28 protein-coding genes are annotated in these 23,613 nt (G+C 46.0%); 21 read left to right on the top strand and 7 right to left on the bottom strand.

Annotated elements, in window-relative coordinates; all coding sequences use genetic code 11:
- The first annotated feature begins 19 nt into the window (after positions 1-19).
- From L1D23_RS20665 to yigB, 3 genes are read left to right on the top strand one after another with little or no spacing between them, the layout of a single operon-like run.
- A complete protein-coding gene (locus L1D23_RS20665) occupies positions 20-724 on the top strand; it encodes a DUF484 family protein (protein ID WP_239871257.1) in 705 nt (234 codons plus the stop codon).
- Positions 696-1,625, top strand: a complete 930-nt coding sequence (gene xerC, locus L1D23_RS20660) for a tyrosine recombinase XerC (protein WP_239838976.1) — start codon at positions 696-698, stop codon at positions 1,623-1,625. The genes L1D23_RS20665 and xerC overlap by 29 nt, the downstream gene beginning before the upstream one ends.
- The gene (yigB, locus tag L1D23_RS20655; RefSeq protein ID WP_239871254.1) at positions 1,625-2,347 is read left to right on the top strand and encodes a 5-amino-6-(5-phospho-D-ribitylamino)uracil phosphatase YigB; all 723 of its coding nucleotides are present in this window, start codon (positions 1,625-1,627) and stop codon (positions 2,345-2,347) included. The genes xerC and yigB overlap by 1 nt, the downstream gene beginning before the upstream one ends.
- Before the next feature lie 28 nt (positions 2,348-2,375).
- On the opposite strand, the gene L1D23_RS20650 is transcribed toward yigB, so the two are convergent.
- Both L1D23_RS20650 and L1D23_RS20645 read right to left on the bottom strand, forming a co-directional pair.
- Positions 2,376-2,975 carry a DTW domain-containing protein gene (locus tag L1D23_RS20650; RefSeq protein ID WP_239838978.1) on the bottom strand — a complete coding sequence of 200 codons (600 nt, stop codon included), beginning with the start codon at positions 2,973-2,975 and terminating at the stop codon, positions 2,376-2,378.
- A 1-nt stretch (position 2,976) separates the two neighbouring features.
- Positions 2,977-4,497, bottom strand: coding sequence for a hypothetical protein (locus L1D23_RS20645; RefSeq protein WP_239871252.1), 1,521 nt, complete (start codon positions 4,495-4,497; stop codon positions 2,977-2,979).
- A 39-nt stretch (positions 4,498-4,536) separates the two neighbouring features.
- On the opposite strand from L1D23_RS20645, the gene L1D23_RS20640 reads away from it, so the two are divergent.
- Entirely contained in the window at positions 4,537-4,995 is a 459-nt protein-coding gene (locus L1D23_RS20640) for an EVE domain-containing protein (RefSeq protein WP_239871249.1), read from the top strand.
- Here L1D23_RS20640 and L1D23_RS20635 read toward each other — a convergent pair whose 3' ends face one another.
- Together L1D23_RS20635 and L1D23_RS20630 are read right to left on the bottom strand one after the other, a co-directional pair.
- Positions 4,996-5,823 (bottom strand): Cof-type HAD-IIB family hydrolase, encoded by an 828-nt coding sequence (locus L1D23_RS20635; RefSeq protein ID WP_239838981.1) that lies wholly within the window; start codon positions 5,821-5,823, stop codon positions 4,996-4,998.
- A gap of 113 nt (positions 5,824-5,936) precedes the next feature.
- On the bottom strand, positions 5,937-6,926 hold the full coding sequence (locus L1D23_RS20630) for an alpha/beta fold hydrolase (RefSeq protein WP_239871246.1): 990 nt from the start codon (positions 6,924-6,926) through the stop codon (positions 5,937-5,939).
- Positions 6,927-7,012: 86 nt separating this feature from the next.
- Between L1D23_RS20630 and rhtB the strand changes: the two genes are divergently transcribed.
- From rhtB to L1D23_RS20595, 7 genes are all read left to right on the top strand, one after another.
- Positions 7,013-7,630 carry a homoserine/homoserine lactone efflux protein gene (rhtB, locus tag L1D23_RS20625; RefSeq protein WP_239871243.1) on the top strand — a complete coding sequence of 206 codons (618 nt, stop codon included), beginning with the start codon at positions 7,013-7,015 and terminating at the stop codon, positions 7,628-7,630.
- 21 nt (positions 7,631-7,651) lie between these two features.
- Complete coding sequence (locus L1D23_RS20620; protein ID WP_239871240.1) at positions 7,652-8,878, top strand: HDOD domain-containing protein; 1,227 nt, start codon at positions 7,652-7,654, stop codon at positions 8,876-8,878.
- A gap of 107 nt (positions 8,879-8,985) precedes the next feature.
- The gene (locus tag L1D23_RS20615) at positions 8,986-9,327 is read left to right on the top strand and encodes a metalloregulator ArsR/SmtB family transcription factor (protein WP_239838985.1); all 342 of its coding nucleotides are present in this window, start codon (positions 8,986-8,988) and stop codon (positions 9,325-9,327) included.
- A 24-nt stretch (positions 9,328-9,351) separates the two neighbouring features.
- Positions 9,352-10,353: an ArsJ-associated glyceraldehyde-3-phosphate dehydrogenase gene (locus L1D23_RS20610; RefSeq protein ID WP_239871238.1), complete on the top strand. Its 1,002-nt coding sequence runs from the start codon at positions 9,352-9,354 to the stop codon at positions 10,351-10,353.
- A gap of 12 nt (positions 10,354-10,365) precedes the next feature.
- Positions 10,366-10,857: a cyclin-dependent kinase inhibitor 3 family protein gene (locus L1D23_RS20605; protein WP_239871235.1), complete on the top strand. Its 492-nt coding sequence runs from the start codon at positions 10,366-10,368 to the stop codon at positions 10,855-10,857.
- A gap of 74 nt (positions 10,858-10,931) precedes the next feature.
- A complete protein-coding gene (arsJ, locus tag L1D23_RS20600) occupies positions 10,932-12,152 on the top strand; it encodes an organoarsenical effux MFS transporter ArsJ (RefSeq protein ID WP_239871230.1) in 1,221 nt (406 codons plus the stop codon).
- Between the two features lie 310 nt (positions 12,153-12,462).
- A complete protein-coding gene (locus tag L1D23_RS20595) occupies positions 12,463-13,440 on the top strand; it encodes an amidohydrolase family protein (RefSeq protein ID WP_239871227.1) in 978 nt (325 codons plus the stop codon).
- 1 nt (position 13,441) lies between these two features.
- On the opposite strand, the gene L1D23_RS20590 is transcribed toward L1D23_RS20595, so the two are convergent.
- Positions 13,442-13,771, bottom strand: coding sequence for a DUF2500 domain-containing protein (locus L1D23_RS20590; RefSeq protein WP_239838991.1), 330 nt, complete (start codon positions 13,769-13,771; stop codon positions 13,442-13,444).
- A 307-nt stretch (positions 13,772-14,078) separates the two neighbouring features.
- On the opposite strand from L1D23_RS20590, the gene L1D23_RS20585 reads away from it, so the two are divergent.
- From L1D23_RS20585 to L1D23_RS20570, 4 genes are all read left to right on the top strand, one after another.
- The gene (locus tag L1D23_RS20585) at positions 14,079-14,444 is read left to right on the top strand and encodes a DUF4145 domain-containing protein (protein WP_239838992.1); all 366 of its coding nucleotides are present in this window, start codon (positions 14,079-14,081) and stop codon (positions 14,442-14,444) included.
- 938 nt (positions 14,445-15,382) lie between these two features.
- Positions 15,383-16,006 carry a lysoplasmalogenase gene (locus L1D23_RS20580; protein WP_239871223.1) on the top strand — a complete coding sequence of 208 codons (624 nt, stop codon included), beginning with the start codon at positions 15,383-15,385 and terminating at the stop codon, positions 16,004-16,006.
- 63 nt (positions 16,007-16,069) lie between these two features.
- Positions 16,070-16,306, top strand: a complete 237-nt coding sequence (locus tag L1D23_RS20575; RefSeq protein WP_239871220.1) for a YecH family metal-binding protein — start codon at positions 16,070-16,072, stop codon at positions 16,304-16,306.
- 98 nt (positions 16,307-16,404) lie between these two features.
- Positions 16,405-16,989, top strand: coding sequence for a YhgN family NAAT transporter (locus L1D23_RS20570; RefSeq protein WP_239871217.1), 585 nt, complete (start codon positions 16,405-16,407; stop codon positions 16,987-16,989).
- Positions 16,990-17,041: 52 nt separating this feature from the next.
- Here the strand turns inward: L1D23_RS20570 and L1D23_RS20565 are convergent, their stop codons facing one another.
- A complete protein-coding gene (locus L1D23_RS20565) occupies positions 17,042-17,308 on the bottom strand; it encodes a DUF1145 domain-containing protein (protein ID WP_239871214.1) in 267 nt (88 codons plus the stop codon).
- 12 nt (positions 17,309-17,320) lie between these two features.
- Positions 17,321-17,920: a 16S rRNA (guanine(966)-N(2))-methyltransferase RsmD gene (gene rsmD / locus L1D23_RS20560; protein WP_239871211.1), complete on the bottom strand. Its 600-nt coding sequence runs from the start codon at positions 17,918-17,920 to the stop codon at positions 17,321-17,323.
- 210 nt (positions 17,921-18,130) lie between these two features.
- Here rsmD and ftsY point away from each other — a divergent pair, with 210 nt between their 5' ends.
- The 6 genes from ftsY to glpG all read left to right on the top strand — a co-directional run bounded on the left by ftsY (position 18,131) and on the right by glpG (position 23,596).
- Complete coding sequence (ftsY, locus tag L1D23_RS20555) at positions 18,131-19,324, top strand: signal recognition particle-docking protein FtsY (RefSeq protein WP_239871208.1); 1,194 nt, start codon at positions 18,131-18,133, stop codon at positions 19,322-19,324.
- Between the two features lie 28 nt (positions 19,325-19,352).
- Entirely contained in the window at positions 19,353-20,027 is a 675-nt protein-coding gene (gene ftsE / locus L1D23_RS20550) for a cell division ATP-binding protein FtsE (RefSeq protein WP_239871204.1), read from the top strand.
- Complete coding sequence (gene ftsX / locus L1D23_RS20545; RefSeq protein ID WP_239839000.1) at positions 20,017-20,985, top strand: permease-like cell division protein FtsX; 969 nt, start codon at positions 20,017-20,019, stop codon at positions 20,983-20,985. Before ftsE ends, ftsX begins: the two co-directional genes overlap by 11 nt.
- A 171-nt stretch (positions 20,986-21,156) precedes the next feature.
- Positions 21,157-22,014 carry an RNA polymerase sigma factor RpoH gene (gene rpoH / locus L1D23_RS20540; protein WP_239839001.1) on the top strand — a complete coding sequence of 286 codons (858 nt, stop codon included), beginning with the start codon at positions 21,157-21,159 and terminating at the stop codon, positions 22,012-22,014.
- 416 nt (positions 22,015-22,430) lie between these two features.
- Positions 22,431-22,757: a thiosulfate sulfurtransferase GlpE gene (glpE, locus tag L1D23_RS20535; RefSeq protein ID WP_239871201.1), complete on the top strand. Its 327-nt coding sequence runs from the start codon at positions 22,431-22,433 to the stop codon at positions 22,755-22,757.
- Between the two features lie 8 nt (positions 22,758-22,765).
- Positions 22,766-23,596: a rhomboid family intramembrane serine protease GlpG gene (glpG, locus tag L1D23_RS20530; protein ID WP_239871199.1), complete on the top strand. Its 831-nt coding sequence runs from the start codon at positions 22,766-22,768 to the stop codon at positions 23,594-23,596.
- Positions 23,597-23,613 lie beyond the last annotated feature (17 nt).

Raw genomic sequence — 23,613 nt, 5'->3', positions numbered from 1 at the left:
AATAATTAAAGGAACGAACGTGTCGCAGATTGAAGCGGATGCGCTGACCGCAGAGGTTGTTGCTGAATATTTACGTGACAACCCAGATTTTTTTAGTACCCGACGTGACTTAGTTGATCGCCTTGCTTTACCCAATCAGGAGCAGGGCGCCGTTTCGTTGGTCCACGTCCAAATGACTAGGCAGCGCCAACGTATCGAAGAGTTGGAAGAAGAGATCACGACTCTGATGTCGCTGGCGAAAAACAATGATCGTACTTTTCATGAATTTATGAGCCTACAGGAGCACGTTCTGACTTGTGAGGCGCTGCTTCCTGCGATAAAAGCCGTGGAAGAAATGGCGAAATCTCTAGGCTTAGTCGCCTATGTACGTTTGCTAGACAGTGAATCGTCGTATTATTCGCTCGATAAAGACAATTATCACCGATTCGCGACCAATCATCTCAATGGTAAAAGCGCTTATTTGGGAAGAATGCGTAAAGCGGATCGAGAGTTGTTGTTTGGTGAAACAACGCGTGCGCCAGAGATGGGGTCTTACGTTGTGTTGCCACTGAACAAGAAAACATTACAAGGTATCTTAGCCTTTTCCAGCAGTGATGGGGGGCATTTCCAGCCGCACATGGACACCTTATTCTTGCGCCATCTTGCTCTGGTGCTTTCGCATTTGATTGAAACCCTTCCATGGCAAAGCGATGACCATGAGCGACTCAGTAATACCTCTGCCTAACGGACTCCAAAGCCCTCTCAATCGCTTCTACGAGTATTTGAGAAGTGAGAAAGGGCTGAGTCTTCATACCCAGCGTAACTATAAGCAACAACTGGAAACCATGGCCCATCACCTAGTCTCTATGGGATTGAAAGATTGGTCTCAGGTCGATGCGGCTTGGGTGCGTCAACTGGCAAGCAAAGGCATGCGTGATGGCATGAAAGCGAGCAGCTTAGCGACCCGATTGTCGGCGCTGCGTAGTTTTTTTGATTTCCTAATCCTGCGTGGTGAGTTGACTGCAAACCCTGCTAAAGGGGTGTCGGCTCCACGTAAGAAAAGGCCTTTACCCAAGAATCTTGATGTGGATGAAGTGGGTCAGTTACTCGAAGTTAACGAAGATGATCCGTTGGCGATACGTGACCGCGCCATGATGGAACTCATGTATGGGGCTGGTTTACGACTGGCGGAAATGGTTAGTGTTGATGTTCGCGATGTGAGTCTATCATCGGGTGAGATACGCGTTGTAGGTAAAGGCGACAAAGAGCGCAAAGTGCCTTTTGCTGGGATGGCGGAGGAGTGGGTAGCAAAGTGGCTCAAAGTTCGTAGTGCATTGGCTAATGCCGATGAAACTGCCCTGTTCGTGTCTAAACTGGGTGTACGGATTTCGCATCGCAATGTGCAGAAACGTATGGCTGAATGGGGACAAAAGCAGTCTGTTGCGAGCCATATTAGTCCGCATAAACTTCGTCACTCATTTGCTACTCATATGTTGGAGTCAAGTAATAACCTCAGAGCCGTTCAGGAATTGCTAGGACACGAGAATATTTCTACTACTCAGATCTATACGCATTTGGATTTCCAACACCTTGCTGATGTTTACGACCAAGCTCATCCAAGAGCCAAAAAGAAAGAGAGCGAGTAATGCATTTCTATCGTCAGCTGCCGGTCATTGAAGCGATGACGTTTGACCTTGATGACACCTTGTATGACAACCGCCCAGTGATACGTCGAGTCGAGACACAGGTGACGACTTGGCTGCACAAGCATCATCCGTTGTCTGCCAGTAAGCCTTCAAGCTGGTGGCGTGAATTGAAGATGGAGTTAGCAAAGGCCGATAGCTGGCTGATGAATGATATGACGCTATGGCGTCAGACTCAGATTGAACAAGGCCTCTATCGCCTTGGTTATGAGCAAGCCGAGGCTAAGCATGCTGCTGAGCAAGCGATTGAAGAAGTCCTCCGTCTACGCAGTGATTTTTCAGTCCCAGAGCAAACGCATCAAGTGATGCAGCAACTGGCTAAACGCATGCCTTTAGTCGCAATCACCAATGGTAATGTGGATGCAGAGCGCATCGGTCTTTCCCCGTACTTTTCTTTAATCCTCAAAGCGGGCCCCGATGGATATGCTAAACCCCATCCACAGATGTTTAATAAAGCAGCCCAACATCTTCAATGCCCTGCTCATCGCATTTTGCATGTAGGTGACCATTTGGTGAGTGATGTCCAAGGCGCCAAGCGTAGCGGTTTGTCGGCATGTTGGTTTAATGATCAGAATGCCAGCCTTATGCAGCATCGTAGGGCTCGGACCCTACCTGATGTTGAGATTGCCAGTTTGTCAGAGTTACTGTTGTTGATTGAGAGCTAAGTGATGCCTTTATAAACAAGGCATTTGGCTATTTTAATCGGTGGCCGCTTTTGTCAGCTTGGAATGCTTGCATGTAGTGGCGGAGAAATGCACGCAGTTGCTCAGCTTGATGTTGTTGCCCTAAAGTGCGGATGATTTCCGCTCCTACTTCCAGTGTACAGAGGTTTCCCGCCTCCTGATTCCGTCTGAGCTGGTAGCAAGACTCACTCTCAGGAGCGAGGTGAACGGTTGTCAATTCTCTGAGCCATGGGCTTTTGCGCAGCATCTTTTTGGCTTCCTGCCAAGTCCCATCCAAAATAATGAACAGTGGTATTCTTCCTTGCTGGCTGGCGTTCTCAGCCTTAGCCTTCAGAGGCTGACTTTCCTCACTGGGAAACACCAACAGTGGTTGGTATTGTTCATCTGAGATGAGTCTGCTCAGTTCAGGGCAGGGCAGTGTACGTTGCCAAACGTGTTGGCTGCTTGGTTGAACGGCTTTGAGTAGCCAGCGTCCGGTATTGGTTACGCGGTGTTGCTCATTTTCGTGTATGAGTGTTGCAATATAAAAAGAAGCACTCACGGAGGGTAAGTGCTCACATACACAATTATAGTTTAGTAAACAGCCTGGGCATGGAGTGAGGGCTTCCATATTAAAGTGTGACTCCACCCTGATGTGGCGTCAGTCCATCGGAAAAAAGTTGAACTGGGCTGATGTCATCATAATTTGCCACTGGAGCCATGCTTGGATTGAGTGGGTATTGGTTACCGTCAAATTGCAACGTATGTTGATTCGGGACGGCACCTCCGCCACTGACAAACATCACCAAGTCACGCCAATGATGATGCTCTTGTGTCCCCAGATTTAATGGGGTTTGAACCAGCGTGATGCGACTGTTGAATTGCCACTTCTGATTAACATGGTTAAAAATCAATAAAGTGCAACCACCTGAGCCACACCAGTCTAACTGAGCCAGTAGCTCTTTTTGGCCATCACCATTGAGATCATAGGTGAGCCAGCGGTAACGTGTTCCCGTTGGATCTTGTTTTTCGCTTTTGAAGTAGTCACGTAATGCCCGATCAACCTGGGGATTGAATTCGGCATTGGATGGAATTTTATTACCGCTCTCACTGGTGGTAGGGGGCAAGTGGACGTCGTTCGCCTTAAAAAGTGTCAGTCCACCATCGGCAATATCATAGATAACGTCACCTACTTTTTCCTGTGCAGCATTCAATTGATTGTTCTTTTTGGTGTAGATACGCTCTGACTTTAATTCCTGTCCTTGTAGGTGAGTACTTACAACCTGGACTTGATGGCGGTTTAACTGTTGCCAGAAACCTTTCTCTACGGTATCTGCACCGCCATTTGGATAATGATAAGTGGTACTCGCAGTGTGATCTGAGTTCATAGACAAAGTAACGCTAAATGGAGAGCTTTGACTGGCTTGCGCTTGGTACGTGTCGGCCCATTGCTGAGTGGCGTCTTGATTAGACAGTGTGGCGCAGCCGCGATAGGTTTTCTCTCCTACCTTTAACGAAGCACGCCAACCATACAGACTGTCACTCATACCATCATTGCAACTGCGTTGATTTAGCTCTAATTCACCCTGTTGGAATGTATAACGGCGGCGATCAGCTTCAAGTTTGGTTGAGGTCAGTTCAAATTGTTGTGCTTCCTCACCCATCACAGTGAATTTCAAAGCATTACCCACAAATTGTACCGACCAAAACGGTTCATTACCGAATGCTTTGGTGGGTTGAGTTGGTTGAGTGCAGCGATGAGGGTTTTCAGCTGTGAGTAAGTTGATTTTGTCGACTACAAAGCGTGCTGCATAGTCAGCAGCGAAGCCCTCTTTCCCTGGGGCTTCAAGATGACCAATCACTTCACCATACAAGGGTGCATAAGGCGAGCGTACGAGCTTCATTCCTTGCTGGAAACGGTCTGCAGGTAGATCCAACCAATATTGCTGTTGGCTTCCACAGGGGACAATGGAGCGGACTTCATGGCCAAGGACGACTTCGCCACGCATAACAAAAGTCTGAGGTTTGATTGAGGAAGGGTTATTCAGTGACGCTTGTGGAGCCTGTAACTTTTCTGCATCGGATTGAAAACCGGAACAGGCCTGAAGGGCCAGTAAGATCGTGAGTGCGACTGGGTTTCTTAACGCCTTCATGCTATATCTTCCTCATCATAAAATCATTCGGACGTCATTATGGCATATTGGCTATTCAAAACAGAACCTGACACTTTCTCTATTGACACACTTCGAACACAAAATATCTCTTGCTGGGAAGGTGTGCGTAATTATCAGGCGCGCAACATGATGCGAGATGAGGTGAAAGAAGGTGATTTGGTATTGATTTACCACTCCTCTTGTAAAAAGGTTGGTGTGGCTGGGATCGCAAAAGTCGTCAAAGAGGCTTATCCGGATCATTTTGCCTTTGATCCTGAGAGTGATTACTTTGACCCTAAGTCGTCACCAGACAAACCTCGCTGGGTCATGGTCGACGTTGAATTCGTGCGTAAGACCAAGCGATTAATTCCTTTGTCAGTCATGAAAGCGATGCCAGAACTAGAGAACATGCCGCTAGTGAAGCGAGGCAATCGCCTGTCGATCATGCCGGTGACTGAGCAGGAATGGCAGGCGATCCTAGAGAAGGAAGTACTCTGACTAGAACAGGTGAGTATGTAGGTAGTGAGCGACCGCATCGTCGGCATTGCTACCTATCACTTCATTCTCTGGTAAAGCCTGTTTTACTTTAATGTGGGACGTTTCCATCACTAAGCCTTTCCCTGCCATTGACAACATTTCGACATCGTTCATGCCATCACCAAAAGCAATGCAGTTTTCCAGTGTCAGATTGAGAGACTCAGCGACAACTTTAAGGGCTTCTCCTTTCGATACCTCAGCGGCCATTACCTCAAGACACCAAGGTGTGGAGAACGCGATATTGAGCTGGTCACCAAACTTGTCATTTAACTGTTGCTCAAACTTAACCAAGTGCTCGTGATCTTTGGCTGGATGAGTGAAGAAGATTTTTGCAATCCCGTCTGTGGGTGCGGCCTTTGCTTCAAAGAGTTGATAGGCAAAACCGGAGTCGCTATGAAATTTCGCTAGCATGTCGTCTTCACGGTCCAGCAGCCAGCTTTCGTTTTGGTACATGTGGATAAAAATGTCTGGATCTTGCCTGATCACATCGATCACTGGCTGCACAAGTTCTGATGGGACATTATGGCTGTACATCAGGTTGTCATGCTGATCATGAACCCGAGCCCCATTGGAAGTGATCATGTAGGCTGGGATCGCCGTTTGCTTTCGGATGCCCGCTACATCGACGTGGTGACGACCTGTCGCAAAGATAAAGGTGTAGCCTTTCTGATGCAGTTCACTCAGCGTTTGTTTCGAGAATTCACTGAGCTGGTGGTTAGGGGCCAGTAAAGTACCATCAAGGTCGGAAGCAACCAATTGGAAAGGCGTCTCTTTGTGTGTGTCTGTCATATCACCCTCATGCGTAATGCGTTAATAGCCCCCGGAAAGGCAGAACCGTCATTCTACTGGAACTGAAAGGGGAAAAAGAGGGTAAAGTTCACTCTCCATTGTTTCCTGTTTTATCAATGCTGATGGAAGAAAGATAGGATAGCGTCCAAGGCTTGATCGCGATATTCATCTTTCTCAAACAATACTTCATGACGAGCGTTGTAGATGATTTTGAGCGCACATTGATAATTGGTTTTAGCTAATTTCTTGATGAATTTGATCTGGGCTGGATTAGAAACAATTTGATCACCGCTGGCTTGAAGTAACAACAATGGAATCTTGATATGGCGAGTCATCAAGTGACACTTTTTGGCAGCCATCAACCCTTGCCATACCCACTGTGTACTGGCACCACCAATTTTCAGTTCAGGCTTTTTTTCATAGAGATCACGAAACCAGTGGTAGCGAATCTGGCTTTGAGTGAGGAAGTTACCGTCAAATGGTTTTGGGTAATAGGGAGCCTGACCGGGGGCAAAAGTCGGCTTAGGCGCAAGCGCTGTCATGATTTGGCCAAGGGGGATTGCGATTGGTTTTAGATGCCAGGGCAGATTGACGCCAAACATGGGTGCACTGAGTGACACCGCCGAAAATGAATGATCTGGATAGCTCTGCAGGTAACGAGTGGCGATATTGCCTCCCATTGAATGGCCGAGCAAGTAACGTTTATCGTAACCACTTAAGTCAAAGTGCTGAATCAAACCATGTAAATCTTGCACATAGTCTTCGAAATCCTCGACATAACCCATTTGCTGGTCTTCAATCAGTCGATCTGACAGGCCCTGACCTCGATGGTCGAAGGAATAGATATCATAGCCTTGTTGGAACAGGTCATAGAATAATTCCTGATATTTCCAGGTGCACTCTATACGGCCATTAACCACGACGATCGCTTTGGTGTGCTCAGAAGAGGTAAGTTTCACCCAGAACAGCCGGGTTTTATCAAATGATTTAATAAACCCTTCTTCACGAGAGTGCCAGAATTGAGCAATATTGCTATTGATTGCTTGCTCAAAATTCGACTCTTGAGTATAAGGTGACTTAATGCTGAAGCTCGATTCATTCATGATATCGGGGGCCTGCTTTCAATACAGAGAAGTGAACACGTCTAAATTATGTGTGGCTAAAGTATTTTAGTCGAGAGGAAAACACGATGGATATGCATGTTTGGTTAGCCTATGTCGTTACCGCAGTGGTATTCAGCCTTGCACCAGGTTCAGGCACCGTCAATTCAATCAGTAATGGTTTGAGTTACGGAACTCGTAAATCTTTGTCAGCAATAGCGGGGCTTCAGATTGGTCTGGCGTTGCACATTGTGTTGGTTGGGGCCGGGATTGGTGCCTTGGTGGCTCAATCGGCAACAGCCTTTACAGTGATTAAATGGGTGGGTGCGGCGTACTTAGTATGGCTAGGTATTCAGAAGTGGCGTGATACGTCGGGGCTGGCTACCGCTACTGAAGGGCAGAGCCTGTCGGGTAAAACCTTAATGCGCAACGCCGTACTGATTAACCTGACTAACCCTAAATCGATCGTGTTCTTGGTTGCATTATTCCCGCAATTTATTGACCCAGCCAAAGATCAACTGACGCAATTGGCAGTGTTGGGAGTGACGACGGTCGTGATTGATTCGATTGTGATGCTAGGATACACCTCGTTAGCCTCCCAATTGGGGCGTTTTATCCGCTCTGATAAGATTATGAGTAAGATCAACAAGGTATTTGGTTCCATGTTTGTCGGTTGTGGGGCATTATTAGCGGCTGCCAAAGCATAGTATTTGGGGATGTAATAGCGAATGCGCGATACCTATGTGGCTCGTCAGCCCATTTTTAACGCCAAAAGACAAACTCTCGGCTATGAATTGTTGTTCCGTGACGGAGAAAACAATGCATACCCAGCTCATGTCGATTCCAACCGTGCAACGTATCGTTTAATTGTTGAGAACTTTCTATCTCTGGGTATGAATCCCGCTTTGCCGCAATCACGCAGTTTTATTAACTTCCCTTATAAGAGCCTGATCCGCCGTTTACCACTTGTGCTGCCTAAAGAGCAGATTGTTGTGGAAGTGTTGGAAACCTGCCCGCCAACGGATGAGTTGTATGAGGCAATCAAAGAGCTCAATTCCTCAGGGTACATCATTGCTTTAGATGACTTTGTATATAGCCCTGAATGGGAGCGCTTTCTGCCGTTCGTGCAGATCATTAAACTTGATATCATGGCGATGGGTTTAGAGGCGGCTTGCGAATTTGTCAAAGAACGGCGCTCCCGGGGTATTCGACGTAAATTTCTTGCGGAGCGGGTGGAAACCGAAGAAGAGTTCTTAACTACACGCTCTGCTGGCTTTTCGTTTTTTCAAGGCTTCTTCTTCAGTAAACCTGAAATCATTCGTCAGCAATACATCAGCCCTGAACAGGTGATTGCGATGGAGTTGCTTCGTGAAGTATGTCAGACCAATGTCGACTTCGAGAAGGTTGAAGCCATAGTGGCCAAAGACGTTGCGCTATCTTACAAATTACTTCGCTTTGTCAATACGATGTCGGAGAGGCTCGAAGTCACCATCTCATCGTTTAGGCAAGCTTTGGTATACCTTGGCGAAGATAAGCTACGTATTTTTGTCTCACTGGCGGTGGCGTCGTTTATCTCTGCTAAAAAGCCTAAAGAGCTGTATAACCTTTCCTTACAACGAGCTCAGTTTTGCCAGTTGATGGCGAACGAAAACCCTTTCAGCCAGTTCCGTGAACAGGCGTTTTTGATAGGTCTATTCTCTACTCTAGACGCTTTACTGGATTTATCGCTTGAAGAGTTAGTTCAGCAATTACCTCTTAATCAGGCGATTAAGGTCGCTTTACTTGAGCGCCAAGGGCCTTATGGCATCTTGCTTGGATTGGAAGAGTGCTATGAACGCGCAGACTGGCAGGGTATGCAAGATGCGTGTCAACAGCTCAACCTTTCCGTTGATGATGTCATGCCGCGCATTTCAGAGGCGCAGCGCTGGAGTCAGGATATCAACCGCCTCGTGTAAAGCGGCTTCTCCATTGTGTGAATATTTTATGACAATCTGACAGGGACATTGATCTTCACTTTTATTTAAATAAATATATACGCATATCCGTATATGAGTATGTATAAATGCTGCCACATCAGTTTTTCAAATTATTATCCGACGAAACCCGAGTTCGCTGCCTGATGCTGATAGAACGTGAAGAATGTTTATCGGTCGGGGAGCTGACAGAAGCCCTTCAAGAAAGCCAGCCGAAAATTTCTCGTCATCTTGCTCAGTTACGATCGAGTGGAATTCTGGTTGACGTTCGTCAGGGCCAATGGGTGTTTTATCGTTTATCCGCAGATTTACCTGGTTGGATGAAAAAACTGATTGATGATCTTGTCGCGTCTAACTGCCTGAAAACAGAGTACCAACAAGATATAGAAAGACTTCATGCTATTCAGGCTCGTCCTGTTTGCTGCCAGTAATTTTGAAATAAGAGAGATAGAAAGATGACAGTTAAAGTCGGAATTAACGGTTTTGGTCGTATTGGACGTTTAGCGCTACGGGCGGCGTTTGATTGGGAAGAGCTGGAGTTTGTCCAAATCAATGATGTGGCGGGTGATGCCGCAACACTCGCACACCTGCTGGAGTTTGATTCAGTTCAAGGACGTTGGAATCACGAAGTCAAAGCGGAAGGCGATAACATTTTGATTAACGGTCAGGTTATCAAAACGACGCAAGAGAAAGACATCGATGCTATCGACTGGTCTGGTTGTGACGTCGTGATCGAAGCGACCGGCAAACACCGTAAAACCTCGCTTCTTAACAAGTATCTAGCTCAAGGTGTGAAACGAGTCGTGGTTTCTGCGCCGGTTAAAGAGGAAGGTGTGGCGAACATTGTGGTGGGTGTGAATGATCATATTTTTGACCCAGCAGTGCATCAGATTGTTACGGCAGCGTCTTGTACGACTAACTGTATTGCGCCAGTGGTTAAAGTGATTCATGAGAAATTAGGTATCGCGCAGTCTTCTTTTACCACTATCCATGACCTGACCAACACGCAAACTATTCTTGATGCGCCACATAAAGATTTGCGCCGTGCGCGTGCGTGTGGCATGAGCCTTATCCCGACAACGACCGGCAGTGCAACAGCGATTGTGGAGATCTTCCCAGATCTGAAAGGCAAGATTAACGGCCATGCGGTGCGCGTTCCTCTGGCTAACGCGTCACTCACAGACATCATCTTTGATGTGAAACGTGATACCACAGCGGAAGAAGTGAATGCGTTGCTTAAAGAGGCATCACAAGGTGAATTGAACGGTATTCTTGGTTTTGAAGAGCGTCCATTGGTTTCGATTGACTATAAAGGCGACCAACGTTCAACCATCGTTGATGCCCAGTCGACTATGGTGGTAGGTAACCGCATGGTGAAAATCTACGCTTGGTACGACAATGAAATGGGCTACGCAACACGTACCGCTGAGTTGGTACGTAAAGTGGGCTTGGCATAAGGAGTAATTGAGATGACACATCCGACTTGGCAATTGGACCTTGAGCAAGGTGCGTTAGTACTTACTCCTTGTCCGGGTACTAAAGGTATTGATCTGAAAGCTTCGCTTGTGCAGCTAAAAGAGCAAGGTGTTGAAGCGATAGTGACGGCGCTGGATAACACAGAATTGGAGAACAAAAGTGTCGCTCAGCTTGGTGAAGCGACAGAAAAACTAGGTATGCAGTGGTTTCAGATTGAAATTGAAGATGACTGCGCACCGGGTGATGACTTTGCCGTGAAATGGCAGCAAGCCAGCTCTGCGCTGCATCAGGTTGTCGATAATGGCGGTAAAGTTGCGATGCATTGCATGGGCGGGTCAGGTCGTACGGGCCTGCTGGCCGCACATCTACTGTTAGAAAAACAGTGGCCGTTGAGCGACATTGTCAAAGAGGTGCAGGCGCTACGTCCGGGTGCTTTTACCAAACCTGTTCAGGTCGATTACATCAACGCAGTCGCGGCGAAATAATCCCTTGAGGGGCTTTTGGATCATAGGTGTCCAAAAGCTCTCATCGCTGTACATAAGAGAAAATTGGGTACTCTATGATCGCAAATCTGAGTAAGAGTGTACGTCAATATATGCTGGTGACGTTCAATTACTGGAACTTCACCATTACTGACGGCGCATTGAGAATGCTGGTGGTGCTGTATTTCCATGATCTGGGCTACAGTACATTAGAAATCGCATCCTTGTTCTTGTTCTACGAGTTCTTTGGCGTGGTAACCAACCTGATTGGTGGTTGGCTTGGCGCGAGGCTTGGCTTAAACAAAACCATGAACCTTGGACTGGCGATGCAGATAGTGGCACTGGCGATGCTCGCAGTTCCCAATATCTGGCTGACCATACCTTGGGTGATGCTGGCTCAGGCGTTGTCTGGTATTGCCAAAGACCTTAATAAGATGAGTGCCAAAAGTTCCATTAAGGCACTGGTGCCTGATGAGCAGCAAGGCGCACTGTATAAGTGGGTTGCGATTCTGACGGGGTCAAAAAATGCCCTTAAAGGTGTCGGCTTCTTCATCGGTGGCCTATTGCTGTCTCTGATTGGCTTTAAGTACGCGGTGCTGCTGATGGCGGGTGTATTAACACTGGTTCTGACCGGCAGCTTAATCGGCCTTGAAAGTGATTTGGGGAAAGCCAAAAACAAGCCTAAATTCAGCCAAATCTTTTCTAAGTCGAGTTCAATCAATATCTTGTCTGCGGCACGTATGTTCCTGTTTGGGGCACGAGATGTTTGGTTTGTTGTCGCTCTACCTATCTATCTGGGCAGCGTGTTTGGCTGGGATCATCTTTGGGTTGGTGGCTTCTTAGCGACATGGGTGATTGCTTATGGTTTTGTCCAAGGCTTTGCCCCTAAGATCACCGGTAAAGCACAAGGTAAAGTCCCTGACGGCAGTGCAGCGCTGATGTGGGCTGGCTTGTTGGCGGTGATCACCTCGGGAATTGCTTACGCAGTGCAAATTGGCTGGCAACCTCAGTTGGTTATCGTGGTTGGACTCTTGATTTTTGGCGCGGTGTTTGCGGTGAATTCGTCCCTGCATTCCTATCTAATCGTCAGCTATGCCAAAGGGGATGGCGTATCACTGGATGTCGGCTTCTATTATATGGCGAATGCCATGGGGCGCTTAATTGGTACAGTGCTGTCAGGTTGGATATTCCAGGTTGCAGGTTTGGCTGCGTGCCTATGGGTTTCCTTCGCATTTCTTGCGCTGACTACCCTGATTTCCATCAAGCTACCTAAGGTGAACCAGACAGCAGCTGCTTAAATTAAGAACAATTCTATGGCTAAAAGTTGGCCAAGGTTACACCTTGGTCAACTTTTTTATTGCTACCTTTGCTCAACCAGTGTTGAGCAAAGGTAGTGGTATGAGAGATAGAGTGCTCATGTTCTTGCCTCTCGTTGTCAGCTAATCTCCACTGATTGGTGCTTGTCTGTGTTTCCAAACCGTAACCGATTAAATTAAAAAGGTTTATGTCTAAAACATGGCATGAATCTGCCTCAATCATCAGGTTAATTGTTATATTGAATACTTAATCGCTGTGAGGTGAGCGGTAATACTAGTTCAGGAAGGGAATATGAACAGAAAATGGTTAGCGAGCTTAATGTTGTCAGTAGCCCCATTTGCCTACGGGTATGACGGCGGTTTTAATGATGCCGAGATCCATTATGTTGATTTTTTTCAGCGTACCGATGGCATCAAATATCTGGTGCATAAGATGGATCAAAGCAACATTGAACATGCGTTTGTAATGGGTCTGCCGATTATGAAAAAGTGGAATGCTCACGATCCTGTCGCGCCACGTTATGAATTTGGCGATGACTCACCCGTCTATTACTACTCACGTACCGATGAGATTCTCTACCGAGCGTTGAAAGACTCGCCGCATCAAGAGCGACTGTTTCCTTTTATTACTGGCTTTAACCCTACGGATATGTTCGCAGCGGAACAAGTCGAACAGATGATTGAAAGCGACCCCGGTTTCTGGAAAGGAATTGGTGAGATTCTGACTCGTCATGATGGCTTGTCTGCGCTGACATTAGGCGAACAAGCCAGAGCCAATCATCCTGCTTTGATGAAGGTGTATCAGGTTGCGGCGAAGCACAAAATGCCGGTGATTCTACACACCAATATCACGTCTGAGCGAGAAACGCACCCGTTGTACAAGCATGAGCTGGTGGAGGCGTTAGAAGAAAACAGCAAAACCAACTTTATCTGGGCGCACGCGGGGACGAGTTCGACACTGCTACGACGTCAGAATTTGTCTTTTCTCATCGATGAAGTCAGCGAGCTGCTGGATGATTACGATAATCTCTACATCTTGGCATCTTGGAGCTTACGTGATGTGATACTGGCGAGCCCTGAATCAAAGAAAGAGTGGGTGGCGTTGATTAAAGAGTATCCCGATCGTTTCATGATTGGCTCTGATGTTGTAGGTCGCTTTAAAATTACGGGTGAATTGTTATCTCGTTGGGATGAAGTATTGGAAGCGCTGCCGGATGACGTGGCCGAAAGCATGGCGAAAAACAATATGCTCAAGATGGTGAAGCGCTAGGTTAGCGCTTCATGGCAAAATGGATAAATTTATCACCTTGGTAGGTCAGTGTGCCTTTATCACCAGGGTTTAAAGCGTGGAAATAATGAATGCCAACCTGAAACTCACGCTTTGGCCCTAAACGCCCTTTCTGTACGTAGATCCAATACTCCTGATCCTCTTGGCCTGGTTGAGTATCCTGAATATCTATAGACTGTTTATCCAGTACAGTCACATCTGCGGTTTGTTCTGGCGCATCTTCTCCTTGAATATGTCGACGATAGAATCGACTAAACGCCCAGCCGCTGGCTATAACAAACACGATAATAGCGATAAATAACGTTAATGGCATTGTCGCTCTCCCCAAAAAGCCGATGGGTTATTTTAGTGCTAATTTGGACTCAGGTTGGGGCTTTGAACACAACTGTGAGCCTCTGTTGTTGTCCTTTGTATCATTCTTCGAGACACATCACACGCTAGTAGTAATTTTGTCATTATGCTGATAAGGCTAGTCGTTGATTCCTTTACATTAATTTACTTGCAAAGGACAGTGAAAATGGGGCTATATAGTAGGTAATGAGACAGATTGTTATTGACTAAACTACTGGTTGGAAGAAGCCAGTTTCACCCCTTAGACTTACTAGTGATGGAGGGAAGCCATGTCTGATATCGAACAAGTGGTGACAAGGACACGTAAAATTGAAAAGCTGCTTCGCACGCAATATCACGCTGAAGGAAAGGGATTGCATCAGTTGATCACCAGCTGTGAAGAGCGATTACCGCATGATGTGATCGATAAGCTGCGCTATATCGCTACCATCCGAAATAAAATTGTACATGAAGAAGATTATAAATTAGAAAGCAGTCATGACTTTCTCTCTGTGTGTGATCAGTGTGAAAAAGAGCTCACGCCACGTAGTAGTCGCTTTATTTGGCGAGCTGCGATCACACTCATGACGCTGATTACCTTGGCTGCGCTATTTTTCTATTATGCGCACTGGGATATTTTGTCTAAACACTTATAACAAAAGCCTTAAAAGATAAGGTTTTAGCTAAATAGTTAAACTTATAAATCCGTTGGATTTATAAGCGGGTTTTGTGTGAAAAATCTGCTGGATAACAAAAAGGGACGCTAAAGCGTCCCTTTTTGTTTTTGTATGTATGACTTAGTACATCATCGGCAGTGTCATGAGTCCAACAACAACCGCGATCATTACAAGTCCTTGTTTTTGTGAAGAAGTAATCATAACTCTGCTCCTATTTAGTGATGCTTAACTGTATGTAATTTAGAATAGCAGTATTTTTGTGCTTTGATCAAGTTTTTATTTTTCTAAGCCTTAAAAGTTCAATTTGTAAATCGATAAAATGACGGTTTTTAGTGGTTTTTTTACTGTGATTTCTATGCTTTTCACTCTGATTTAAAAGTGTTCTATTCGTCGTTTTTTTGTTTTAAGTTATTGATTTTGAAGTGTTTAATTATTGTTTGTTGTTTGTTAATTTAAAGAGATTGTTGTTTTTACAATAAAATTGTATTGTAAGTGTCATTGTCGGGTTAAATTGATAGTTATAGGCTTGGTTTTTCTTAAGATGAGAGTGATTCTCTATTGGGCTAAGTCTTAGTCCCCTTTTATAGACCAAAACTTTTAAGCTTTAAATGGTTAACCTTATGGTTTTGTTTTTATCTGTTTGATTTTTTTGTGTTTTTTGTCTTTCTTTAAAGTGCTCTGTTAGTTTTTTTAGGTTTGTTGTTGGCTAGGTGTTCAATTTACTAAAAAGTCGGATTTCTATAACCTGAATGAGCAGCGAAGGCATAGAAGAATGGAGTGGTAGGTTTAAACCGCTAGTTTAATACTGGCAAAGTCAGTATTTCAGAAGCCAATCAAGATCCAAGTTTTGCTTTCCATTTCTGGACATCTTTATCTGCCTGCCTACACTGGCGACTCAGTTTAAAAGAGGTGGACCCATGTGGAGCTGGCTTTCAGTCGCGCTATCAGGATTTATTAGTATTTCTGCTAATGAAAGCAACCAGAACAAACAAGCGGTCGTGTTTAAAACATTGTCGTTAGCTATGCTCGTCGTCATGCTCTGGAGTCAGAGTGATGCGATTGGTATATCGGTCTGGTGGGTGACCCTGGGGTTGTTGGTATCCATGTTGGCTGATGGCCTTTATATCTATAAGCGACATCAAAAGCTGTGCTTTGCTGCGTTTGTCGGGGCTCAGCTTTGCTATAGCACCTCTTTTTGGCTCCAATTATCCGGTGAGATAGTCTGGTGGCTTCCTGCTATGCTTCTGGCGATTGGTATAGTGGTATTTTTCCTAATGCTACCTAAAATTGATCGTCTGATCTTTCCGGTTGTGATAATGGGCATGATGCTGTTGCAGCTCAACTGGGCTGCGGGTGAAGTCTGGTTATTGACTGGTACCTTGGCTAGCCTATTAGGTTTCTTTGGAACTCTGACACTTACTTTATCAGCAGGGCTTCTTGCCGTGCATGATTACAAACACTCCATTCACTATGGTCGGTATCTTATTTCGGGTAGCTATCTGTTGGCGCACTCACTGGTTACCGCTTCGTTGATTATTTGAAATCAAAGTTGACTTGATAGTCTCAGGTTATGCTCATTCCACTGATCATAAGTGGAGAAAGTTATGTCTAATGAAATACACGCACATCAAGTTCTAAACTTACTGCATGAACGACCAATGGCAATGCAGGAATTACGCGAGGCTGTTTGCGCTGCATTTGGTGAGCAAGCAAAGTTCCACACTTGTAAGCTGGATGGATTGGATCTGGACGCATTGATGGCCTTTTTTATCGAGCGAGAGAAAATTGTTGCGGTGGGTGATAAGTGGGCGTTGAACTTAGAGCGTGTTTGCAGCCATTAAAAACTCTGCTTTTGGCCTCCAAATTGTCCAACGGTGTTGATATACTTCGCCGACTTTTTGCTCTGCTGTTGAGAATCTTTGGCTTTGGAGGCTAATTCATGGAAATTCTTTCTGCCGCAACCATGTTGTTCCTTATCATGGATCCGCTTGGCAATCTTCCTATCGTCCTTTCTATTCTCAAGCATCTTGACCCAAAACGCAGACGTAAGGTGCTTGTTCGTGAGCTGTGTTTTGCGTTGATCATTCTCATGCTATTCCTATTTGCAGGTAAGGCGATTCTGAGCTTCCTTCATGTTGAACCAGAAACGCTGAGTATCTCTGGTGGCATCATTCTGTTCATCATTGCGATTAAGATGATCTTCCCAAGTGCGGGCAGCATTACAGGCCTTGCGGCGGGTGAAGAGCCATTTATTGTCCCTATGGCCATTCCTATGATCGCTGGACCATCGGTGATTGCTGCATTGCTACTTCTGTCGACCCAGCACCCGGACAAATTGCTTGAGCTGTCTGGCGCTGTCTTGCTGGCGTGGGGAGCGACCTTCTTTATTTTGATGTTTTATAACTTTTTCCATCGTATTTTAGGTGAGCGTGGTCTGAAGGCGATAGAACGCTTGATGGGGCTGCTGCTAGTGATGATTTCCACCCAGATGTTCCTAAACGGAGTTAAGGGTTACCTGAGTTAAAACAAGAACGCCGCTTATTATGAGCGGCGTTCTTATATTAGAGATGGTGATCTTACATCATGTACTTGCGACGAATATCGAGCAGGGCGAAAATGCCGAAAATTAGAATCGACCATTTTTCCCAACTGGTCATCTTAATCTTGTCACCAAACGCGCCGATAAAGATGGCTGATTGCAGGCCATGCATGATGAACAGGAAAGCCGTCATGATGTAAAGCGCAATCGCCGCTTTGCCCGGAAAGGGCATAAAGAAGTTCAGGATCAGGATGAACCACACAAAGCCAATCGCGGCTTTGGCCAGTAAAAGTAGAGCTTTCATGAGACTTCCTTTTTAGTCTTGTTGTCTTTCAAATAATCGGTAACTGACTTGACCTGCCGTTTTTTCTCGGTGTAGGTGCCAGTTGGTTGGAATGCCTTCCAACTCAAGTTCTTTCTCAGTTTCAATGTAAATCATGGCATCGTTGCCCAACCAGCCATTACTTTCCAGCAAAGTGACGGTTTGTTCCAGCAAGCCTTTACGAAATGGTGGATCGATAAATACCACATGATGCGGTGTCCCAGCTTGTTGGAGAAAGCTTAACGCATCGCTGTTAATCGCGGTCAGGTTATCTGAATTAAGAGCCGCAATGTTTTTTTCTAACTGCTTGAATGCATTTGGGTTGAGCTCAATCATGGTGACACTATCAGCCTGACGCGAAGCCGCTTCAAAGCCTAATCCGCCGGAACCGGCAAACAAGTCGAGGCATTTTGCTTGAGGCACATCCTGAGCCAACCAGTTGAAAAGGGTTTCTTTTACACGATCGGTTGTCGGGCGCAGCCCTTCTGCATCATGAACAGGCAGTTTTCTCCCTCTCCATAAGCCGCTAATAATTCGAACAAAGCCTGTTGAAGGCTTTTTTTGTGATGTGTTTTGCTGGCGACGCCGTACCATAGATTTTTTGACCGCTAATAAAGTGATACTATACCCAGTCGCTCAGTGAGTTCATCCTGAGTACAGCCCAAATTTTGTTGATGACAAAGTGTATACCATCGTTATAACGCTGGAAACTTTTCACTCTGTTGTCATGTTTCTTTTCTTAACCGGGGCAATACCTCGGCGAAAAGTGTCAGAATAAATTAAGACAATCTAGGATATCCCCAGATGACGGAAAAAAAGAAGCGCGGATTACTTTCTTGGCTTGGCTTCGGTGACGAGGAGCAACAGGCTAAGCAAGCTGCTGAAGAAACCCAATCGGACATTGTTGAGGAAGTCGCAGCAGAGGCGCAAACCGTTGACGAAGCACAGTCAGAACCTCAGGCTGACCTAGCAGAAGCAGAAGCAGAAGCAGAAGCAGAAGCAGAAGCAGAAGCAGAAGCAGAAGCAGAAGCAGAACCGCCACAAGAACCTCGTGTGAGTGAGCAAGACAAGCCAAGCGAAAGCTTTTTTGCTCGCTTAAAGCGCAGCTTGGCGCGCACCAAAGCGAATATTGGGGCGGGCTTCTTTGGTCTATTCAAAGGCAAACAAATTGATGATGAGCTGTTCGAAGAACTGGAAGAGCAGTTATTGATTGCGGATGTCGGTATGGATACCACGATGAAAATCATCGACAGCCTGACTGAAAAAGCTTCGCGTCAGGATTTGAAAGACGGTGAAGCACTGTATGGCCTGTTAAAAGAGGAGATGGCAGGCATTCTCTCGACCGTTGAAAAACCGCTTGAAATTGATACCAATAAAACCCCTTACGTTATCCTGATGGTTGGCGTGAATGGTGTTGGTAAAACGACAACGATCGGTAAGCTGGCTAAGCAATTCCAATCACAAGGTAAAAAAGTCATGCTGGCTGCAGGTGATACCTTCCGTGCTGCGGCTGTCGAACAGCTTCAAGTATGGGGTGATCGCAACCAGGTACCTGTTGTGGCGCAGCATACAGGTGCAGACAGTGCATCGGTTATTTATGACGCCATTGAGTCTGCAAAAGCCAAAGGTGTTGATGTGGTGATTGCCGATACTGCGGGGCGCCTACAAAACAAAGCCAACCTGATGGAAGAGCTGCGCAAGATTGTCCGTGTTATGAAGAAAGTGGATGACTCAGCACCGCATGAAATCATGCTGACACTGGATGCGGGCACTGGCCAAAATGCGATTAGTCAGGCAAAACTGTTCAGTGACGTAGCGCCACTGACTGGCATTACCTTAACCAAGCTTGATGGTACCGCAAAAGGTGGCGTTATCTTTGCCTTGGCCGATCAGTTCCAGATCCCAATCCGTTATATTGGGGTGGGTGAAGGTATTGACGATCTGCGCCCATTTGAAACTCAGGAATTTATTGACGCATTATTCAGCCGCGAAGACTAATCAGTAGCTCAGGTAAGAGGAACGACGAGTGATAAAGTTTCAGCAAGTAAGTAAAGCGTACCGCGGCGGCAAGCAGGCGCTGCAAAAGGTGGACTTCCACCTACGTCGAGGAGAGATGGCCTTTCTCGGTGGCCACTCTGGGGCGGGGAAAAGTACTTTGCTCAAGTTGATTTGTGCTATTGAGCGTCCGACGGATGGCAAAATCAGCTTCAACGATCACGATATCACTCGTATTCCAAATAAAGACATTCCTTTTTTGCGTCGCAACATAGGCATTGTTTTTCAGGACCACCGCTTACTTATGGATCGCTCGGTATTTGATAATGTCGCGTTGCCAATGCGCATTGAATCCATCTCTGAGAATGAAATTAAACGACGTGTATCTGCGGCACTGGACAAGACAGGGTTATTGGACAAAGCAAAGTGTTTACCGAGTCAGCTATCTGGTGGTGAGCAGCAACGTGTTGGCATTGCTCGAGCCGTAGTGAACCGGCCAACGCTGCTGTTGGCGGATGAACCCACGGGTAACTTGGATCCGGATCTATCAAACCGAGTGATTAAATTATTTGAAGAGTTTAACCGAGCGGGTGTCACCATTTTACTGGCAACGCACGATATTGGGTTGGTTAATACTCGCCCGCAATATCGTCATCTAGAGCTGAACCAAGGCTTCCTGAGCGAGGTAGAAGATTATGGCTGCTAACGTGCGTAATAAGAAGGCGACTAAAAGTCGTCCCCAGAATCGAGTGAAGCGCGATAGTTTTTTTACCGTGCATTTCAAACAGGCGAAAGCTTCGTTCTCGATGATGTGGTCTCGTCCTTTAGGGAATATTCTTACTTTAGCAGTGATCTCCATGGCATTAGCTATGCCAGCGGTCATGTATTTGCTGGGAAAAAATTTGGCCGTGGCTTCTACTAATGTTACCAGTCCATCAAAAGTGAGTGGCTATATTGAGGAGCAAACGCCGGAAGCACGCGTTATGGTGCTCAAAGACCAGCTAGAAAGTATGGATGAGGTGGCCAAGGTGGAATACATTTCTCCCCAGCAAGGTCTGGAAGATTTAAGCCAATACTCAGGATTTAACCATGCCCTTTCACTCTTAGACGACTATGCGCTACCGGGTGTGTTGATCATCACGCCAAGTGTTGAAGATAACGAGAAGATCAAGCAATTGGCGGCGACGATTGCCAAGGAAGAAGAAGTGACGGACGTTCGTCTTGATGAAGATTGGTTAACCCGCTTAGATGCAATCAAGAATTTAGTCAGTGGTATTGTGATCACTCTGTCTGTACTGATGCTGGGATCGGTGTTTCTCATTGTGGGCAACACGTTGCGCTTTAACGTGCTTGCGAATAAAGAAGAAATTCAGACCATGAAACTGATCGGTGCGACTAACCGCTTTATTTTACGCCCTTATCTTTATTCTGGGATGTGGTTTGGCTTATTGGGCGCATTCACTGCTTGGGTCATGACCGCTATTATTACCGTAGTTCTGAACAGTAGCGTCGAACAACTGGCTCTGCTGTACGATAGTCGTTTCCGCCTGATTGGACTAAGCTGGGATGAAAGTTTGTTGCTATTGATGCTTGGTACATTCCTTGGATGCTTGGCTGCGAAAGTGTCAGCGCAGCGCCACTTGAAAGAAATTGAACCTGTCTAAATAGCAAATGTCTTACTCTTACTTGAAAAAGTACACGCTACCGTGTACTTTTTTACTTGTATAGCTGAAAGGTTTATGCATAATAACTTTCCCTGCTTGAATCTTGTTCATTTTAGGTTCAAGATTGTTGGGTTAAAACTTACTCCAGATCAGATATTGATGAGGAATTGAATGACTAACCAAGCGTATCCAATGGCTGTAGTGACACAAGATAGCTTAGATAGCTATATCCGCACAGTGAATGGCTATCCAATGCTAACCGCTGAAGAGGAACGTGAACTGGCTGAGCGACTACACTATGATGGCGAAATTGAAGCGGCAAAAGGCCTGATTCTTTCGCATTTACGTTTTGTAGTGCACGTAGCTCGTGGTTACTCTGGCTATGGTCTGCCCATGGCGGATCTGGTACAGGAAGGTAATATCGGCTTGATGAAAGCAGTAAAACGCTTTAATCCAGAAGTCGGCGTACGTTTGGTCTCATTTGCAGTGCACTGGATTAAGGCTGAAATTCATGAATACGTACTGCGTAACTGGCGTATTGTGAAAATAGCGACCACCAAAGCGCAACGTAAATTGTTCTTCAATCTACGTAAGTCTAAAAAGCGTCTTGGTTGGTTCAATAACGGTGAAGTGGAAACTGTTGCAAAAGAGCTGGGTGTGGAGCCATCTGAAGTGCGCGAGATGGAATCTCGTCTAGCCGCTCAAGATGCCGCTTTCGAAATGCAGAACGATGATGATGATTCAGGCGTATCTTACTCGGCACCTATGCTATACCTCGAAGATAAAGCCTCGGATGTGGCTGACAATGTTGAGGCAGCTAACTGGGAAGCTCATACCAATAACCGTTTAAGCTTAGCATTATCTAGCCTTGACGAACGCAGCCAGCATATTGTTCGTTCTCGTTGGCTGGAAGATAACAAGTCTACGTTACAGGAGTTGGCAGAAACCTACAGTGTGTCAGCAGAACGTATCCGCCAGTTAGAAAAGAATGCCATGAAAAAACTCAAAGCGGCAGTCGGCGACTTCTAACTTTTAGTTAAAGCAAAAATTCAAAAAGCCGAGATCGAATGATCTCGGCTTTTTCTGTCTCTGGGATCCAGAAATTATCTATTTCTCTCTTTTTATGGATCGAATTTTGCCGTGTTGCCTGTGGGTAACTCTGTGATAAATTTCTTTGCTATATGTCAGAAAGGCGGGTGAATAAAGGTGTCAGGAGTAATGAGCCTATGGGGATACTTCTACTTTTACACACAAAAAAATAAGGATCATCACTACATATTGTGGATCCAGAATTGTAAAACTACTTTATCAACGTAATTCACAGCTTTATCCACAAACGGTGAATAAATGATCGCAAGTGGATAACCCTACAGCTGCGGTGTACTTGTTAACCACTGGATAGGTTACAATGACAATCAACAATGATTCTTTTCAAGAGACAGCAAATGGACCAGTTTCAACACATTGATGTCACAGGGGCGCAGGCATTGCTGGAGCAAGGTGACGCTCGCCTTGTCGACATTCGCGATCCGCAGTCTTTCGCTGTGGCTCACCCACAGGCTGCATACCATCTAACGAATGACACGATTGTTCAACTTATGGATGAAGTGAAGTTTGAGCAACCTATTCTAGTGATGTGCTACCACGGCATTAGCAGCCAAGGCGCAGCACAATATTTGGTTAACCAAGGCTTTGAGCAGGTGTATAGTGTGGATGGAGGCTTTGAAGCTTGGCAACGCGCTGATTTGCCTATTGAATCTCACATGCCATAGGAGCCGCTATGATAAGACTGATTTCGATTTCCAATCCGCGCATGGCACAAGCGTTCATTGATTATATGGCCTCGCGCCGTATTGATGTGAAAATGATGCCGGAAGGAAGTGGTCAGTTTGCACTGTGGCTCAGCGACTCTCAACATCAGGTGGAAGTCGAGGCTGAGCTACAGCACTTCCTCGATAATCCAAGTGATAGCAAATATCAAGCTGCTTCGTGGGAGATGGCAGAGACGCGCACCAGCCAATTTAGCTACCAGTCGCCGAGTATGTTGTCGATGGTCAAAGCCAAAGCAGGTCCGATAACATTAGCAGTTATGTTGATCAGTGTTGTGATTTTTACCTTGCAGCAGTTTGGCGCAGGGCAAGCAGTGTTTTCAGCGTTGCACTTTCCCGCACTCGCTGGACAAGAATGGCAGTTATGGCGCTGGGTCAGTCATGCGGTTTTGCATTTTTCTGTCGTACACATAGCGTTTAACTTGTTATGGTGGTGGCAGCTTGGCGGTGATATTGAACAACGCCTAGGAGCGAAAAAGCTTTTACAGCTATTTTTGGTGTCGGCAGCGCTTTCTGGAGCGGGGCAATACTGGGTTGAAGGTGCAAACTTTGGTGGATTATCAGGTGTCGTGTATGCCTTGGTTGGGTATTTATGGATGCTCGGATACAAAGCTCCTCAGCTTGGCTTGAACATACCTAAACCGGTTATTGGTTTCATGTTAGTGTGGCTGGTGTTGGGGTTTGTTCAGCCGTTTATGGCAATTGCTAATACCGCTCACCTGGTGGGGTTACTTTCTGGAGTTGTATTGGGCTTGGTTGATGCCAGCCGAGCCAGAACATAAAAAAGCGGCTTCGGCCG

Origin of the sequence: Vibrio sp. Isolate24, from assembly GCF_022398215.1 — a bacterium.
GTDB lineage: Bacteria > Pseudomonadota > Gammaproteobacteria > Enterobacterales > Vibrionaceae > Vibrio > Vibrio coralliilyticus_A.
Note: the sequence above shows the minus strand (reverse complement) of the source record. Positions and strands in the feature narration are given on the sequence as shown.